We start from the raw sequence: 16304 nt of genomic DNA, 5'->3' as shown, positions 1-16304 counted from the left end.
TCAGGCGGCCTCGACCACGATGCTGAAGCCATCGCCGCTGACTTGCTGGCCGGCGCGGATCTTGCAGGTCTTGCGCAGCTCAACCTGCCCATCCACCCGCACATTGCCCTCGCCGATGAAATGTTTGGCGGCGCCGCCGGAATGGCAGACGTTGCAAGCCTTGAGCAGATCGCACAGCGCGATGTATTCGCTGGACAGCTTGAAGGTTTCTTTCATTTTTTCACACTCATTCTGGACAGGCTTGTGAGCGGCCTGTGGACAAGGCCGCCAAGCCCTTAATCTGTCTGATGTTTTTCTTGCCGCCCATTTTTTAGGCAGCCGCGCCGGGCTATCCACGCTCGCGGCGAACAATCTTGTGGAGGCGCTGTGGACAAGCGCGGCAAGCCGCTGTTTTTCCTGCCCGTTTCGCCCCTGATTATTTTTTAGGCAGCCAACAGGGCCAAGACCGACCGCAGCGCCCTCTCTAGCCGCGGCTCGCGCTCGCCGCGCAATTCCACGGCTTGGATGCCCTGCCGCGCCAGTTCCTGCCTGTGCAGCGCCAGCAGCCAGTCGCGCTGGGTGGGGTGGCTGCGCAATGGATCAGGCTGCCAGGGAATGTCCGGGCAGGCCAGCAGCGTCAAGTCGTAATCATGCGGCCGGTACAAGGCCAGCAGCGCCGCCGAAGCCGCGCCGTGGGCCACTTCCGCCCAGATCTTGCAGGTCAGCACCGTGGTGTCGCACAGCAGGATGCGGCTGCCAGCCGCCGCCGCGTCCTCCGCCGCCAGCTGGCCGGCGGCGATCGCCTCGATGTCGGCCGGCGTGGAGACATAGGGCTTATCGGCGTAATAGGCCCGGGAATATTCCTCCACCCAGGTCGCCGCCCACCCTAGCCCGCGCAAGCGGCGCGCCAGATCTTCCGCCAATGTGCTCTTGCCGCTGGACTCCGGGCCGACTATCGCCACCCGGATCGGCTTGTCGCCATATTGTTGCCGCATTGCCCTCGCATCCGCGCCAAGCCGCCGGCAGGACGCGCCGGCCATCGCTCGGCCAAGCCCGCCATTATACCGCGACGGCAAAGGCTTTCCGCGTTTTTAACAATAGACGGGGACAGCGCTGTGAGCCGGCTGTGGAAAACCCAGCCAAAGGCTTGATGGAATAAGACATTTGCCCACCCGTCTATTTTTTAATCAAGCGGGAACTTTTCCACCAGTTCAAGTGAAGCGTTGTGTGGACCCGCTGTGGATAGCTTGAGCAAGCCGATGAAATCCAAAGAAAAAATCTGATCGCCTATTTTTTAGGCAAATCCATCCCCCCGCCCCTCCAGAGAAATCCCCACCTACGGTACACAATCCTGCGCGCCGATTGTGGACAAACAGCGCAAGTGGCTGATTTTGCTTTACCCAGGCCGATCTGACTATTTTTTAGGCAGGCGGCAATGCAAGCCGCCGCTTCCATCTTCCGCGCCGGACGAGGCGCTTGCCCACATCTCCGGTGTAGAAAAATGTGGAAGCGTTGTGGACACGCTCGGCAAGTCATTGAATGCCAAGCATGAAAAAAGGCTGCCCGTTTTTTAGGCAGCCTGGCTTCGGCGCCCGACGCGCCCTACAGGGTGATCTCGCCACGCAAGGAGCAAGCCAGCGCCTCTCGCAGCGCCGCGGCGGACGGCGCCGCCGACAACAGCACATGCAGCTTGGCCAGCGCCGCCTCCGGCGTCAGATCTCCTCCCGGCAGCGCGCCGGCTCGCGCCAGCGGCTGGCTGGCGGCATAAGCGCCCACCTCCACCGCGCCCTTCACCACCTGGGTCAAGGTCAACACTGGGCAGCCGCGCGCCGTCATCGCCGCTATGCCGTCCAGCAGCGCGGGATCGGCGGGAGCGTTGCCGCTGCCGTAGCTCAGCACGATGGCGCCATCCAGCTCCCCGCTTTGCAAGGCGCGCCCGGCCCATGCGCTGCCATAGCCCGGCGTCAGCATCAGCGCGGCCAGCTTCAGTTCCTCATTGACCCGTTGCGGCCGCCATCCTCCATCCTGCTTGAGCCAGCGATCGCGTCGCCAATGGGCATGAATGGCGAACTCGGCCAGCGGCTCGGCATTGGGGCTGTTGAAGCCGTCAAAATGTTCAACGTCCAGCTTGCGGGCTCGGCAGCCGCGCAGCAGCAGGCGGTTGAAAGCGATGGCGACTTCATGCAGATCCGGCTGGCAAGCGGCCTCGAAAGCATCTGCCAGATTGGCCCAGCCATCGGAGCGCGGATGCACCAGCGGCAACTGGGCGCCGGTCAGCACCACCGGCTTGGCCAAGCCCTGCAGGGCGAAGGCAAGCACGCTGGCGGTATAGGCCATGGTGTCGGTGCCGTGGATCACGACGAAGCCGTCGTATTGCGCATAGCGCGAGACCAAGGCGTCGATGATCTCGTTCCATTGACGCGGGGTGATGGCGGACGAGTCGATCAGCTGCGCGAATTCAACGATGTCGAACTCCAGCCCGGGACGTTCGAAACGCCGCAGCAGGCGCGGCAGCAGACCCGGCACGGGCGCCAGGCCATCGGGGGTGTGGTCCATGCCTATGGTACCACCGGTGTAGAGCACCAGGATTCGGCTCATTGCATACTCCATCTGGCTTAATCTTGCCTGATGGTAGCGCAAGCCCTATCCGGCGTCACACCGGCTGCAGGCCGGACTCAGCGCAATGCGTCGTTGACTGCCTGATCAATGGCGCGCTGGGCCTGGTCGATGTGATGGACAATGTCGCGCTGCAGCGAGCGCAGATATGGATCATCCTCGCGATGGGTCGCGTCCTGGCGCGCCTTGGCCAGCAGTTCCTTGGCCTGGTGAAAGCGGTCTTCCGGCCGCCAGCGGGCATCCGGCGGCATGCGGTCGTAGATGTCCTTGCCATCGTCGATGGCCGCGTCGCGCATCTTGCGCATCGCCTTGTTTATCTCATCCACGGCATGGCGCTCGTCATCCATGACCTGCGGATAATCCGGCCTGGCCAACAGATCGCGCGCCTGGCGCAAATCGCTCATCGCGTGCAGATAGTACGGGTGCTCTTCCGGATGCCATTGGTGCTGCTGCCAGTTCCACGGATCTCCCTCGCGCCAGCCATCGGCCCAGGCGGGGGCGCTCAATATGGCGTTACCGGCGGCTGCAAAAGCCAGAACAGTGAACATTGCACGCAGTTTCATGCTTGTCTCCTCGAAATTATCCGATTTACCCAGCGCTTAGCGCAGGGCGTCCTTGATAGCCTGCTGCACGGCATGGTGGGCGCCGTCTATGTGATGAAGGATGCGATGCTGCAGATCGCGCACCCACGGATCGTCTTCCTGATGGCTGGCGTCGCGGCGGGCGGCATCCAGCAACTCCAGCGCCTTGTGGAAGCGGTCGGTGGGGCTCATGCGCGCGTCGGGCTGCTCATAGCGCCAGGGGTCTTTGCCATCCTCAATCGCGGCGCGCTGCATCTCGTTCAGCGCGGCATCGATCTCGCCTACCGCGCGGCGCTCGTCATCGGCTATCTGCGGATAATCCGGCCGCGCCAGATAAGCCCGCGCCTGACGCAAATCGCTCATCGCATGCAGGTAGTACGGGTGCTCCGCCGGCCGCCATTCTCGCGGCAAGTCCAGGCGCACCGATGCCGGCTGATACACCACCTGGGCGCGCGGCGGCGTGACCACGCAAGCGCCGAGGCTGGCGGCCGCCAGCATCAAGGCTATCCATTTGCAGCCCTGTTTCTTCCATTCCACCTTGCATCTCCTTGGAATCTGTCTTCTCGATGTTTCCGGAGTCCGAAGCAAACTCCCGCTGATCACAGCATGGCAGCGATCGCCTGCGCTTTCAGCGCGCTTTAGGTTTCGGCATGTAAGGGTTTGTAGCCGCCTCGCGTCGCAGTCATATTTGTTTTAAATAGAAATTTCTAAACAAGGTTTTTATATGAAATTCTGTTAAGAAATCGGCCCAATTCGCATGAACAGACTGTCCGAAAAAAGTAACAGACAGTTTGGAAAACTGTCATTTTCCGAAAGATATGAATTCAAAATTTGATTTTTGTTAAATGAACAAAATTCAAGTGATGATAAAAATTTATTCAAATTAAGTTAATTTCCTTATGTCATAATTATTTTCATTCAATCAATACTCGCCCCATGGGCAAACAAGTAAAGCATGGCGGGAAAGGAAGGGCGGCTCTCCCGACGCATGCAGATACAAACACGCCCGCCAAATCTTCCATTCAGCAAGGTGTTTCATGGCTCTAAAACGCAATCATGACATCCAGGCCCTGCAAGGCCAGACACTCACCATACACATCAACGAAGAAGCGGTTGTCGCCGCCCCTGGAGAAACCGTGCTGAGCGTGCTCAACGCTGTCGGCCTGCGCCGGCTCAGCCGCAATGACAATCAACAGATCGCCGGCTCCTATTGCGGAATGGGTGTCTGCCATTGCTGCCAGGTCCGCATAGACGGCCGCCACAAGCGCCGCGCCTGCCAGACCGTGGTCCGCCCCGGCATGAAGGTGGAAACCGCCAGCAACCGCTTCGATACGGAGGGTCTGCAATGAGCGCCAAACCCGTCATCGTAGGGGGCGGCCCGGCCGGCATGTCGGCCGCCATGGAGCTGGCGCGCCACGGCGTGGAGTGCGTGCTGCTGGACGAGGCCTCCCGCGTGGGCGGCGTGGTCTATCGCGGCCCGCTGCGGGAAGGCGTAGTGCTGGACTACCTGGGCGAGCGCTATCGCGAAAACATGCAGGCGCTGCACCGCGAATTCGAACAAGTCCGCGATCGCATCGACATCCGGCTGAACACCCGCGTCGTCGGCGGCGGAGAAGGCGAACTGTTCGCGCTGACGCCGGACGAACGAGTCGAGGCCGTCCCTTTTTCCCAGCTGCTGCTGGCCGCCGGCTGCCATGAGCGCAGCGTGCCCTTCCCCGGCTGGACCCTGCCGGGCGTGATCATGCTGGGCGGCCTGCAGCTTCAGATCAAGAGCGGCGTGGTCAAGCCGCTGGGACGCACCGTGCTGGTCGGCACCGGCCCACTGTTGCCGCTGGTGGCGTGCCAGCTGCACCGCGCCGGTGCCGCAGTGGCCGGCGTTTACGAAGCCAGCGCCTTCGGCCGGCTGGCCAAGGAAACGATCGCCCTGCTCAACCAGCCGCAGCTGTTCCTGGACGGCCTGAGCATGGTGGCCTACCTGAAGCGCCACGGCATCCCGCTGCACTACGGCTGGGGCGTGGTGGAAGCCCATGGCGATGCCGAGCTGAACGAAGTGACGGTCGCGCCCTATGACGCAGACTGGCGCGCCGACCTGACGCGCGCGCGCCGCTTCCCCGCGCAAACGCTGGCCGTCGGCTACGGCTTCATCCCGCGCACCCAGCTGACCCAGCAGATGGGCCTGGAGCACCGCTACGCCGACGACGGCTTCCTGAAGCCGGTCAACGACGAATGGCAGCGCAGCAGCCGCGGCGACATCCACCTGGCAGGCGACATCGGCGGCTTGCGCGGCGGCGAAGCGGCGATGATCAGCGGCCGCATCGCCGCGCTGTCCATGCTGCTGCAGCTGGGCAAGCTTGACGAACAACAGGCGCTGCGCCAACGCCAGGCGTGCCTGGACCAGATGGCGTCCATCCTGCGCTTCCGCAAGGGCATAGACAGCTTCACCCGACGCGGCCTTGGCCAATTGGCGCTGCCCACCCCCGACACTGTGATCTGCCGCTGCGAGCACGCCACCCGCCAGGACATCGACACCGCCCTGGAACAAGGCGTCAACGACCTGATCAGCCTGAAGATGCGCACCCGGGTCAGCATGGGCGACTGCCAGGGCAAGATGTGCGTCGGCTATTGCAGCGACCGCCTGCGCGAGCACACCGGCAAGCGCGACGTGGGCTGGATACGCCCGCGCTTCCCGCTGGACCCGCTGCCGTTCTCGGCCTTCTCCGCCATCGACGCCCAACAGACTGAAGAGATTTGACATGAGCAAGCAATACGACATCGTGATCGCCGGCGGCGGCGTGATCGGCGCCTCCTGCGCCTACCAGCTGTCCAAGAATCGCGACCTGAAGATCGCCCTGATCGACAGCAAGCGCCCCGGCAACGCGTCACGCGCCTCCGCCGGCGGCCTGTGGGCGATAGGCGAATCGGTAGGCCTGGGCTGCGGCGTGATCTTCTTCCGCATGACCTCGGCCAAGCGCAAGCGCGAGGCGGCCGGCGCGGCGGTGGCGGTGGACGCCAGCACGCCGCACATCCTGCCGCAGAGCTTCTTCGACTTCGCGCTGGCCTCCAACGCGCTGTACCCGGCCCTGCACCAGGAGCTGATGGCAAACCACGGCATGGACTTCAAGTTCGAGCGCACCGGGCTCAAGTACATCATTTACGATGAAGAAGACCAGCTGTACGCCGAGCACATCGCCGCCCAGATTCCGCATCTGGCCAGCCAGGTGAGCTGGCTGGACCGCGCCCAGCTGCGCGAGAGCGAACCCTACGTCAGCGGCGAGGCGCAAGGCGCGCTGGAATTCCTGTGCGACCATCAGGTCAGCCCGTTCCGCCTGACCGACGCCTACACCGAGGCGGCGCGGCAAAACGGCGTCGACGTGTTCTTCAACGTCAACGTCACCGGCGTCACCCGCCAGGGCAGCCGCGTGACCGGCGTGCGCACCGCCGAGGCCGGCGACTTCTCTTGCCACACCCTGATCAACGCCGGCGGCTCCTGGGCGGCCGAGCTGTCGCGCTGGGCCACTGGCCGCACCATCCCGGTCAAGCCGGTCAAGGGCCAGATCGTGCTGTCGGAGAAGATGCCCAAGCTCTTGCGCGGCTGCATCACCACCAGCGACTGCTACATCGCGCAGAAGGACAACGGCGAAATCCTGATCGGCAGCACCACCGAGGACAAGGGCTACGACACCGCCATCACCTATCCGGAAATCAACGGACTGGTGCAGGGCGCGATACGCTGCGTGCCGGAGCTCGCCAACGTCAACATCAAGCGCTGCTGGGCAGGCCTGCGCCCCGGCACGCCCGACGAGTTGCCTATCCTGGGGCCGGAAGACGGCATCCAAGGCTATCTGAACGCCTGCGGCCACTTCCGCACCGGCATCCTCACCTCGGCCATCACTGGCGTGCTGCTGAACGGCTTGGTTCGCGGCGAACCGCTGCCGCTGGACATCACACCCTTCCTGGCCGGCCGCTTCCCCAACCGCACCGAAAAAGAAATGGATTTCGCGCTGCACGCCTGATCAAGGCCCAGCCCACAGCCTGCGCCGCCAAGGTCTTTTGGCCTGGCGGCTTTCCTCCCACCGCCTTGTCATCTCCCCTTGAAACCAGTTTGTCATATTAATGACGTCGTTTTGTCATCAATCCCTCATACCATCGCATCAGTTTTTCGATAGATAGGCCACTGGCCGTGAAAGGGGACCAATGATGAAGAATAAGCTCGCTTACCTCGCCGTTGCCGGCGCGCTGGCCACGATTGCCAACGCCGCTCTGGCCGCCAACCTCGATGCCCTGGTCAAGGCCGCCAAGAAGGAAGGCGAACTGACCGTGATCGGCCTGCCCCACGACTGGTGCGGCTACGGCAACGTCATCGCCGGCTTCAAGGCCAAGTACGGCATCAAGGTCAACGAACTGAATCCGGACGCCGGCTCCGCCGACGAGCTGGAAGCCATCAAGGCCAACAAGAACAACAAGGGACCGCAAGCGCCGGACGTGATCGACGTCGGCCTGTCCTTCGGCCCGCAAGCCAAGGCCCAGGGCCTGCTGCAGCCGTACAAGGTATCCACCTGGAAAACCATCCCGGACAACGTCAAGGACAAGGACGGCTATTGGTACGGCGACTACTACGGCGTACTGACCTTCCAAGTCAACAAAGACCTGATCAGCAAAGCGCCGGCCGACTGGGCCGACCTATTGAAGCCGGAATACAAGAACGCCGTAGCCCTGGCCGGCGACCCGCGCGCCGCCAACCAGGCCATCCAGGGCGTGTTCGCCGCCGGCCTGTCCCAAGCCAAGGGCGATGTGGGCAAGTCCGCCGACGCCGGCCTGAAGTTCTTCTCGCAACTGAACAAGAACGGCAACTTCGTGCCGGTGATCGGCAAGGCCGCCTCGCTGGCCCAGGGCACCACCCCGATCATCGTGCGCTGGGACTACAACGCGCTGGCCGACCGCGACACGCTGAAGGGCAACCCCAAAATTGACGTGATCGTGCCGAAGACCGGCGTCGTGGCCGGCGTCTACGCTCAGGGCATCAGCGCCTACGCGCCGCACCCGAACGCTGCCAAGCTGTGGATGGAATACCTGTTCTCCGACGAAGGCCAAGTGGCCTGGCTGAAGGGCTACTGCCACCCGATCCGCTTCAACGATCTGACCGCCAAGAACAAGATTCCGGCCGATCTGATCAACAAGCTGCCGGACGCCGCCGCCTACAAGAAGGCCGTGTTCCCGACCATCGAGCAGCAAGAAGGCTACAAGGCCGGCATCACCAAGCAGTGGGACAGCGTAGTGGGCAGCAACGTCAAGTAAGCCGCTCCCTCGTCAGTCGCCAGGGCCGCCCAGGGCGGCCCTTTTACCTCGCTCGAGAAAAACAACGATGTCCGCATCCACCGAATCCATACCGACGCCCGTCGCCGGCGCAGCCGCCGGAGGCACCCGCGCCCCGCTGCTGTCCTGGCTGGGCGCCGCGCCCTTCCTGATCTTCGCGCTGCTGTTCCTGATCCTGCCCACCGGCATGCTGATGGTGGGCGCATTCCAGGACGCGCAGGGCCATTTCACGCTGAACAACATCGTCCGCCTGTTCGACGACAACATCCTCGGCGCCTACCAGATCAGCCTGCAGATCAGCGCCGCCTCGGCCATCCTGGGCACCTTGCTCGGTCTGCTGCTGGCGCTGGCCGCCATCCGCGGCGGCCTGCCCGCCTGGATCCGCCCGACGCTGACCACCTTCTCCGGCGTCGCGTCCAACTTCGCCGGCATTCCGCTGGCCTTCGCCTTCCTGTCCACGCTGGGCCGGATGGGCCTGGTGACGATGCTGCTGCGCAAGTATCTGGACGTCGACCTGTACGCCGGCGGCTTCTCCATCCTGAGCTTCGCCGGCCTGACCCTGACCTATCTGTACTTCCAGGTGCCGCTGATGGTGTTGATCATCGCCCCCGCTGTGGAAGGCCTGAAGGACGAATGGCGCGAGGCCTGCGAGAGCCTGGGCGGTTCCGGCCTCGCCTACTGGCGCCACATCGCGCTGCCGGTGCTGTGGCCCAGCCTGGTCGGCGCCGCGCTGCTCCTGTTCGCCAACGCTTTCGGCGCGGTGGCCACCGCCTACGCGCTGACCGGCAGCTCGCTGAATATCGTCACCATCCTGTTGTACGCGCAAATCCACGGCGACGTGCTGCACGACCAGAACCTGGGCTACGCGCTGGCGCTGGGCATGGTCCTGATCACCGGCAGCGCCAACGCCGGCTACATCTGGCTGCGCAAGCGCAGCCAAAGGGAGGCCGCATGAAACCTACCGCCACCTCGCGCCTGGGCGCCTGGCTCGCCATTCTTTTGGGCAGCGGCTACTTCCTGCTGCCGCTGATCGCCACCTTCGAGTTTAGCCTGAAGATGAGGCGCGAAGGCTACAGCCTGGAAGCCTATAAAGTCGTTCTGAGCGATCCCGGCTTCCAGGCCAGCTTCGGCTACTCCGCGCTGCTGGCGCTGCTGACTATTCTGGCCGGCATTGTGTTGGTAGTGCCCACCGCCTTCTGGATCCAGCTCAAGCTGCCCAGGCTGCGCCCGCTGATCGAGTTCATCACCCTGCTGCCGCTGGTGATCCCCGCCATCGTGCTGGTGTTCGGCTACCTGCGCCTCTACGGCAGCGGCGGCTGGCTGCCGTTCACCGGCAGCGAGCGCGGCACCGATCTGCTGCTGGTGTTCGGCTACGTGACGCTGGCCCTGCCCTATCTGTACCGCTCGGTGGACACCGGCCTGTCGGCGATAGACGTGCGCTCGCTGACCGAAGCGGCGCAAAGCCTGGGCAGCGGCTGGTTCGACATCCTCAGGCTGGTGATCTTCCCCAATCTGAAAACCGCCATCCTGTCCGGCGCCTTCCTGACCTTCGCCATCGTCATCGGCGAGTTCACCCTGGCCAGCCTGCTGGCGCGTCCGGCCTTCGGCCCCTACTTGCAGCTGATCGGCGCCAACCGCGCCTACGAACCGGCCGCACTGGCCATCATCGCCTTCCTGGTCACCTGGGCCGCGATGGGGCTGATGCAGGTGGTCAGCCGCAACCGCGCCGCGCTCGGCGCCGACGAACATTGAATTGGAAACGGAAAGCATCATGGCATTTCTGCACATCGACCATCTGAACAAGCGCTTCGGCCAGCAAGCCGTGGTCCACGATTTCAACATGCAGGTGGAGGCCGGCAAGTTCGTCACCTTCCTCGGCCCGTCCGGCTGCGGCAAAACCACGGTGCTGCGCATGATCGCCGGCTTCGAAACGCCCAGCGGCGGCAACATCCGCCTGGCCGGCGACGACATCACCCGCCAGTCGCCGCAAAAGCGAGGCATTGGCATGGTATTCCAGAGCTACGCCCTGTTCCCCAATATGAACGTGGCCGACAACATCGCCTTCGGCCTGAAGATGCAGAAGCGCTCGGCCGATGAAATCCGCCACAAGGTGGGCGAGGTGATCGCGCTGGTGGAGCTGAACGGCCGCGAGAAGCACTTCCCGCACCAGCTGTCCGGCGGCCAGCGCCAGCGCGTGGCCCTTGCCCGCGCCCTGGTGGTGGAGCCGCGCCTCCTGCTGCTGGACGAGCCGCTGTCCGCGCTCGACGCCCGCATCCGCAAGAACCTGCGCGAGCAGATCCGCGACATCCAGCGCCGCCTGGGCCTGACCACCGTCTTCGTCACCCACGATCAGGAAGAGGCGCTGACCATGTCGGACCGCATCTTCGTGATGAACCAGGGCAAGGTGGAGCAGGAAGGCGCGGCGGAGACCATCTACACCCAGCCGGCCACCGAATTCGTCGCCCGCTTCATGGGCAACTACAACCTGCTGACGGCGCAGCAGAGCCACGCGCTGCTGGGGATGGAGATCAGCGGCCATCTGGCCATCCGCCCGGAATCGGTCCAGCTGCTGAGCCACGACGATCCGACCGAAGGCGCCCTGCCAGCGGTGATCCGCCAGCACCAGCTGCTGGGCAACGTCATCCGTTATCAGGTGGAAGCCCACGGCGCGATGCTGCAAGTAGACCGGCTGAACCGCAACGCGGCCGATCTGCTGGCCGGCGGCACCCAGGTGCGGCTGAAGATCGCGCGCGACGACTTGCGCGAAGTGCGCTGAACGCCAGCCCGAGCGGCTCTACCGCTTGACCGCTACGGCCCCGCCTCTGCGGGGCCGTTTTGCTGCGCCGGCTCCGCCCCCTGCTGGAAATACTGCATCTGGCGCCGCAGGCTATCGGCCCGCATCGCCACCTCCTGCGCCGCCGCGGACAGTTCCTCGCTGGCGGCGGCGTTGTCCTGCGACAGCTGGTTCAGCCGCTGCATGGCCTGGTTGATGCCGCCCACCCGTTGCGCCTGCTGCGTGGCCTCGCAGGAAATGCCCTTCACCAGCTCCAGCGTCTTGAGGCTGGACTCCACGATATCGCTCAACTGCTGGCCGGCGCTCTCGGCCAGTTGCACGCTGCTGATCGCCACCTGGCCGATCTCCTGCGCCGCCGCCTGGCTGCGCTTGGCCAGCTTGCGCACCTCGTCCGCCACCACGGCGAAACCCTTGCCGTGCTCGCCGGCCCGCGCCGCCTCTATCGCCGCATTCAAGGCTAATAGATTGGTCTGGTAGGCGATGTCGTCGATGATGTCGGTGCGCTTGGCGATCTTGTGCATCGCCGCGATCGTCTGCTGCACCACCCGGTTGCCCTCCGCCGCCTGGACGCTGGCGGTATCGGCCATGCCGCCGGCGTGATTGGCGTCGTTAGCCATGCGGAACATGCAGCCGGCGATATCGTCCACCGAGGTGCTGGTGCCCTCCACATCGGCCGACGCTCGCGCCGCGCCCTGCGACAGCCCCTGCGACGCCGAATTCAGCTCGTCCGAAGCATTGGCCACCGCATCGGCATCTTCCTTGACCTGCATGATCACCCCGGACAGCCGCTGCCCCATCTGGCGGATGTGGGCGGCCAGGCTATGGGTATCGCCTTCGCGCAAGGGCAGGAAGAAATCCAGCCGTCCGGCCGACAGCTCGCGCATGCCCTGCGCCACCTCGTCCGGCTCCGCGCCCAGGGTGCGGATGATGTTGCGGCCCACCACCACCGCCAGCCCTACCGGCATCAACAGCAGCAGCAAACCCAAGAGCACCAGATAACTGCTCAGCCGCGCCGAACTGGCCTGTTGCTCCAGCAAGCGGCTGATCTGGGCCAGGATGGCCTTCTCCACCCCCATCAAGGCGTCCACCCGCCGGCTGGACACCTGGAACCACTCGTCCGGACGCAAGCTCTGCATGGCGCCGGCCCCGCGCGCCAGCACGGCGTCGCGCGCCGACTCGAACTGGCGCGAGCTGTCCATGGCCGCCTGCAGCACGGACTCGTCGCCGCCGTATTGGCGGTATTGCGCCCGGCACAGCTCCTCCTGCGACACGACCCCGCTGACCTGGCGGAAATTGGTGATGCTGAAGCTGCCCACCGTCAGCACCCCGGTGATCAGCCCGCGCGCGCGGCCGGTGTATTCCTTCTGGCAATTCAGCGCCGACCATTGCAACACCAAGGCCTGCACTTGCTGCGTGTTGGCGTGGAACAGCGCGACGATGCGGGACAGCTGCTCGATCATGTCGGAGTAGCGCAGAAATGCCGGATCGGGAGAGATATGGCGGGCATCGATGTCGCGCCGCAATTGCGCCAAGGCGTCCGGGCGCGGCACGGCGTTGTCGAGATAGGCGCGCAGTTCATCGGACATGTCGGCGCGCGGCTGCCGTTGCAGACGCTGCAGCACATCGTCCGCCGCCGCCCTGGCCTGGCTCAGCGGCGGGGGCAGCGGCTGATGCAGGTTCAGATAGCCATAGCTCAGCCCGCGCTCCGCCTGCAGGTCATGAATCAGATCGCCTGCCAGCGCGATGTTTTCCGCCAACGACTGATCCCGGTTCAACTCCCTCAACAGCTGGCGTTGATGCCAGGCATAGCCAAGCGTCGCCACGAACAGCGCCAGCACCAGCGGCGCAATCAACAGCACCAGTTTGTGGGCGACCTTGAGCCGCGCTCGCATAGCCATCCCTCCCACGGCAGAATGATTCACTATAGGAGTACCCAGGCATTGGTGTAAGCGAAAGCACTTAAAGCTTGCCCAAGTTGCTTTCCCGCGACCGATCAGGCTGGGAGATTTATCGGGCAAAACGCCTATCCATTCTCGACAACGCCGCATCGGTCCAGGGCAATCCGGCAACCCGCGCCAAACCGTGAAACCTCTGCGCGATGGCGTATGCTCCTGGCAACCGCAGTCGGTTCCTTATTTACGCAAGGCGGAATCCTGAACAGGCCGCGCATTGCGCCAGCGGGCCCAGGGGTTGTTGACGTTTGGGAGAGGTCGCGCCGGGATGCGTTTTGCGCCGAATCGAGGCGTTTCGCGCGCCGCATTTCATTCTCTGCCAGCGCGGAACAACGAAGAGTCGGCGCGAAAGGCGCCCGGCCCTGCGGGTTTGGCGAAGCTCAAACGCGATCCACTCACCAAACGTCAACAGCCCCTAACAGAAGACAGGATGGCATCAAGCTGGTAACATCGCCCGCTGTAGTCATTGGGGAGTAGCCATTCCCAGCGCCCCGCTGGGAAGACCACGTCAACAAACTTGAGACAGCTGTCTCATGGCGTGGTCAGCCGCTGCAGCAGCAGCGTGAGCCCGGCGAGACCTTTGGCCGCAATGCGCTTTGCCAGCCGGGCAAGCCGCGTTGCCGCGCCATTGGAATCTTGCTTGCCCGGCCGGACCGTTTCATGTTTCTCACTCTTGTCCTGTTTTTCCTGTCAGCCGTAGCGATCTATCTCGCCTGCGAATATTTCGTCAATGGCATTGAATGGGTTGGCCGCGGCATGAAGCTCGGCGCCACCGCTGTGGGCTCTGTGCTGGCGGCCTTCGGCACCGCGCTGCCGGAAAGCGCCGTCACCTTCATGGCCGTGGTGTTTGGAGACACGCCGGCGCATAAGGATCTTGGCGTAGGCGCCGCGATGGGCGGGCCGCTGGTTCTGGCCACCTTGGCCTACGCCGTGGTCGGTTTCGCCCTGCTGCTCAATCGCAAACGCCTGGCTCGGGGCTCGCATCGGGTGCGGGTCGACCATGCCCGGCTTAGCCGCGACCAGGCCGCATTTTTGGCGGTGTTCGTCGTCAAGGTGGCGCTCGGCCTGGCCGCCTTCGCCATCAAGACCTGGCTGGGCGTGCTGTTTCTCGCCGCTTACGCCATCTATGTCTGGCGCGAAATCCGCGATGCCGATACCGCGGCGGACGAGGATGCGCTGGAACCGCTGAAAATCCGCCCGCGCAACAGCCAGCCCTCGCTGGCCTGGGCCGGACTGCAAACCCTGCTGGCCTTGGCGGTCATCGGCTTCGCGTCGCATCTCTTCGTCGCCCAGCTCGAAGCCATCGGCACGCTGATGGGATGGTCGCCCCATCTGGTGGCGCTGCTGCTCAGCCCTGTGGCGACGGAGCTGCCGGAAACCATGAACGCGCTGATCTGGGTCCGCCAGGGCAAGGAGCGCTTGGCGCTGGCCAACATCTCCGGCGCGATGATGATCCAGGCCACCATCCCCAGCGCGCTGGGCATGTTCTTCACGCCCTGGCGCTTCGATGGCCCGTTGCTGGCCTCCGGCGTCATCACCTCGCTGGCTATCGCCTTCCTATGGCTGCTGTTCCGGCGCGGCGCAGTGGACAGCCGGGCGCTGATCGCCGTCAGCGGCCTGTATGGCGTATTCGTGGCCTTCGTCGTCGCCTGTAGCTAGCCGAAACCGATGCAGCGAATCGGCTACAAGGCATGCGGATCAATGTCCGCCACGCTGTCGAACACATAGTCCGGCTGATACGGAAACTGCTCCATCGATTCGCGGGTGGAGACGCCGGACAACACCAGCGCGGTGCACATGCCGGCCTCCAGGCCGCCGACGATGTCGGTATCCATGCGGTCGCCTATCATCACCGCCTCTTCCGGATGGACGCCCAGCTTGCGGGTGGCCAGCAGCATCATCAGGGAGTTGGGCTTGCCGACGATATAAGGCTTCTTGCCGGTGGCGGCCTCGATGGCGGCCAGCAGGGTGCCAGCGGCCGGCTCGTAGCCGCCCTCGATCGGGTCGATCATGTCCGGGTTGGTGCCGATGAACTTGGCGCCTTGGTCGATGAAGCGCACGGCTTTTTTGATCTGCTCGAAGCTGAAGGTTTGCGACTTGGCCACCACCACGTAGTCCGGGTGCGATTCGGAAATCGAGAAGCCCACGTTGTACAGCTCGTTGATCAGGCCGGCGCCGCCCACCACATAGGCAGTGGGCATGGCCTTGCGGGTCTGGCTCTTCAGGAACATCGCCGTCGCCATCGCGCTGGTGATGAAGTTGTCCTCGGTCAGCCCAATGATTCCCAAGCCTTCCAGCTTCAGCCGCAGATCCAGCGGCGTCTGCTCCGCATTGTTGGTTAGAAACAGGAAGGGGGTTTGGGTATCGATCAGGCGTTGGACAAACTCGCGCGCGCCGGGGATCAACTGCTTGCCCCGATAGATCACGCCATCCATGTCGGAAATGATGCTCTTGCTCATAGGTGGTTCCAGAACGCAGTGCCGATTGCGCGGGCACGATCGCGGGCCGCGGCTGGGTTGCGCGACCGGCACAGCATAGCACGATGGCGCGGCGGCTTTATTGCGCGGCCCACGATCTGCCGGGTGGGGCATGATCGCGGAGCGCGCATGTCCACGGCAGATTGGCGCGCTTCTTGTTTATGATAATGATATTTATTATAAGGAAAACGAAAAAATACGGAACAAAAGCGACTATCCTGGCTCAGACCTGTCTGGCTGACGCCCAAGCGGGCCGGCCAGACGGATGCCGCGCCCGTTCCTCAAAGACCGGCCGGCGCCCAACTCATCGAAAAGATGCAGTATCTCGTTCGGCGAGGCTCCTATGCAAACACAGGTCACTGATCTGACGACGTCGAGAGACGCCCAAGGTTAGGACAGGCTTTATCGGATTAAGGTTTAGCCCAAAGTGACTTCCCTGGCAGGATACGTTGCATAGTGCCAAAACCTAGACGCGGAGATCGCTTCCTGCACTCGCCTCCTGGTTGTCGCCCCCATTGAGAACTGTTTGCGGTTTAAACAGCTAAACGGGGAATTCCTACATGACTTACGTCGCAAGCCACATCCACGCCGC

15 protein-coding genes and 2 riboswitches are annotated in these 16304 nt (G+C 63.8%); of the genes, 8 read left to right on the top strand and 7 right to left on the bottom strand.

Annotated features, from left to right (window positions below; genetic code table 11):
• The 5 genes from BI343_RS09260 to BI343_RS09240 all read right to left on the bottom strand — a co-directional run bounded on the left by BI343_RS09260 (position 1) and on the right by BI343_RS09240 (position 3713).
• Complete coding sequence (locus BI343_RS09260; protein WP_043626432.1) at positions 1-216, bottom strand: RNA-binding S4 domain-containing protein; 216 nt, start codon at positions 214-216, stop codon at positions 1-3.
• Positions 217-422: 206 nt separating this feature from the next.
• A complete protein-coding gene (locus BI343_RS09255) occupies positions 423-974 on the bottom strand; it encodes an AAA family ATPase (protein ID WP_071109486.1) in 552 nt (183 codons plus the stop codon).
• Between the two features lie 607 nt (positions 975-1581).
• Complete coding sequence (locus BI343_RS09250; RefSeq protein WP_071109485.1) at positions 1582-2577, bottom strand: asparaginase; 996 nt, start codon at positions 2575-2577, stop codon at positions 1582-1584.
• A gap of 77 nt (positions 2578-2654) precedes the next feature.
• Positions 2655-3158, bottom strand: a complete 504-nt coding sequence (locus tag BI343_RS09245; RefSeq protein ID WP_139165691.1) for a hypothetical protein — start codon at positions 3156-3158, stop codon at positions 2655-2657.
• A gap of 36 nt (positions 3159-3194) precedes the next feature.
• Positions 3195-3713: a hypothetical protein gene (locus tag BI343_RS09240; protein ID WP_083340886.1), complete on the bottom strand. Its 519-nt coding sequence runs from the start codon at positions 3711-3713 to the stop codon at positions 3195-3197.
• A 500-nt stretch (positions 3714-4213) separates the two neighbouring features.
• Between BI343_RS09240 and hcnA the strand changes: the two genes are divergently transcribed.
• From hcnA to BI343_RS09205, 7 genes are all read left to right on the top strand, one after another.
• The gene (gene hcnA / locus BI343_RS09235) at positions 4214-4525 is read left to right on the top strand and encodes a cyanide-forming glycine dehydrogenase subunit HcnA (protein ID WP_043628821.1); all 312 of its coding nucleotides are present in this window, start codon (positions 4214-4216) and stop codon (positions 4523-4525) included.
• The gene (locus tag BI343_RS09230; RefSeq protein WP_043628820.1) at positions 4522-5928 is read left to right on the top strand and encodes an FAD/NAD(P)-dependent oxidoreductase; all 1407 of its coding nucleotides are present in this window, start codon (positions 4522-4524) and stop codon (positions 5926-5928) included. The genes hcnA and BI343_RS09230 overlap by 4 nt, the downstream gene beginning before the upstream one ends.
• A gap of 1 nt (position 5929) precedes the next feature.
• Positions 5930-7189 carry a cyanide-forming glycine dehydrogenase subunit HcnC gene (gene hcnC / locus BI343_RS09225; protein ID WP_071109484.1) on the top strand — a complete coding sequence of 420 codons (1260 nt, stop codon included), beginning with the start codon at positions 5930-5932 and terminating at the stop codon, positions 7187-7189.
• A gap of 184 nt (positions 7190-7373) precedes the next feature.
• Positions 7374-8471 (top strand): ABC transporter substrate-binding protein, encoded by a 1098-nt coding sequence (locus BI343_RS09220; RefSeq protein WP_244886615.1) that lies wholly within the window; start codon positions 7374-7376, stop codon positions 8469-8471.
• A 67-nt stretch (positions 8472-8538) separates the two neighbouring features.
• The gene (locus BI343_RS09215; RefSeq protein WP_071109482.1) at positions 8539-9444 is read left to right on the top strand and encodes an ABC transporter permease; all 906 of its coding nucleotides are present in this window, start codon (positions 8539-8541) and stop codon (positions 9442-9444) included.
• Positions 9441-10241: an ABC transporter permease gene (locus tag BI343_RS09210; RefSeq protein ID WP_071109481.1), complete on the top strand. Its 801-nt coding sequence runs from the start codon at positions 9441-9443 to the stop codon at positions 10239-10241. The genes BI343_RS09215 and BI343_RS09210 overlap by 4 nt, the downstream gene beginning before the upstream one ends.
• A 19-nt stretch (positions 10242-10260) precedes the next feature.
• Complete coding sequence (locus BI343_RS09205; protein ID WP_071109480.1) at positions 10261-11265, top strand: ABC transporter ATP-binding protein; 1005 nt, start codon at positions 10261-10263, stop codon at positions 11263-11265.
• Positions 11266-11297: 32 nt separating this feature from the next.
• Here the strand turns inward: BI343_RS09205 and BI343_RS09200 are convergent, their stop codons facing one another.
• The gene (locus BI343_RS09200; protein WP_071109479.1) at positions 11298-13175 is read right to left on the bottom strand and encodes a methyl-accepting chemotaxis protein; all 1878 of its coding nucleotides are present in this window, start codon (positions 13173-13175) and stop codon (positions 11298-11300) included.
• 513 nt (positions 13176-13688) lie between these two features.
• Positions 13689-13833: riboswitch (yybP-ykoY riboswitch) on the top strand.
• Positions 13834-13895: 62 nt separating this feature from the next.
• Here BI343_RS09200 and BI343_RS09195 point away from each other — a divergent pair.
• Positions 13896-14894: a sodium:calcium antiporter gene (locus BI343_RS09195; RefSeq protein WP_071109478.1), complete on the top strand. Its 999-nt coding sequence runs from the start codon at positions 13896-13898 to the stop codon at positions 14892-14894.
• A gap of 23 nt (positions 14895-14917) precedes the next feature.
• Here BI343_RS09195 and BI343_RS09190 read toward each other — a convergent pair whose 3' ends face one another.
• Entirely contained in the window at positions 14918-15694 is a 777-nt protein-coding gene (locus BI343_RS09190) for an HAD-IIA family hydrolase (RefSeq protein ID WP_043628805.1), read from the bottom strand.
• Between the two features lie 335 nt (positions 15695-16029).
• Positions 16030-16197: riboswitch (M-box (ykoK) riboswitch) on the top strand.
• Positions 16198-16304 lie beyond the last annotated feature (107 nt).

This window comes from Chromobacterium amazonense (assembly GCF_001855565.1).
Classification (GTDB): domain Bacteria; phylum Pseudomonadota; class Gammaproteobacteria; order Burkholderiales; family Chromobacteriaceae; genus Chromobacterium; species Chromobacterium amazonense.
Note: the sequence above shows the minus strand (reverse complement) of the source record. Positions and strands in the feature narration are given on the sequence as shown.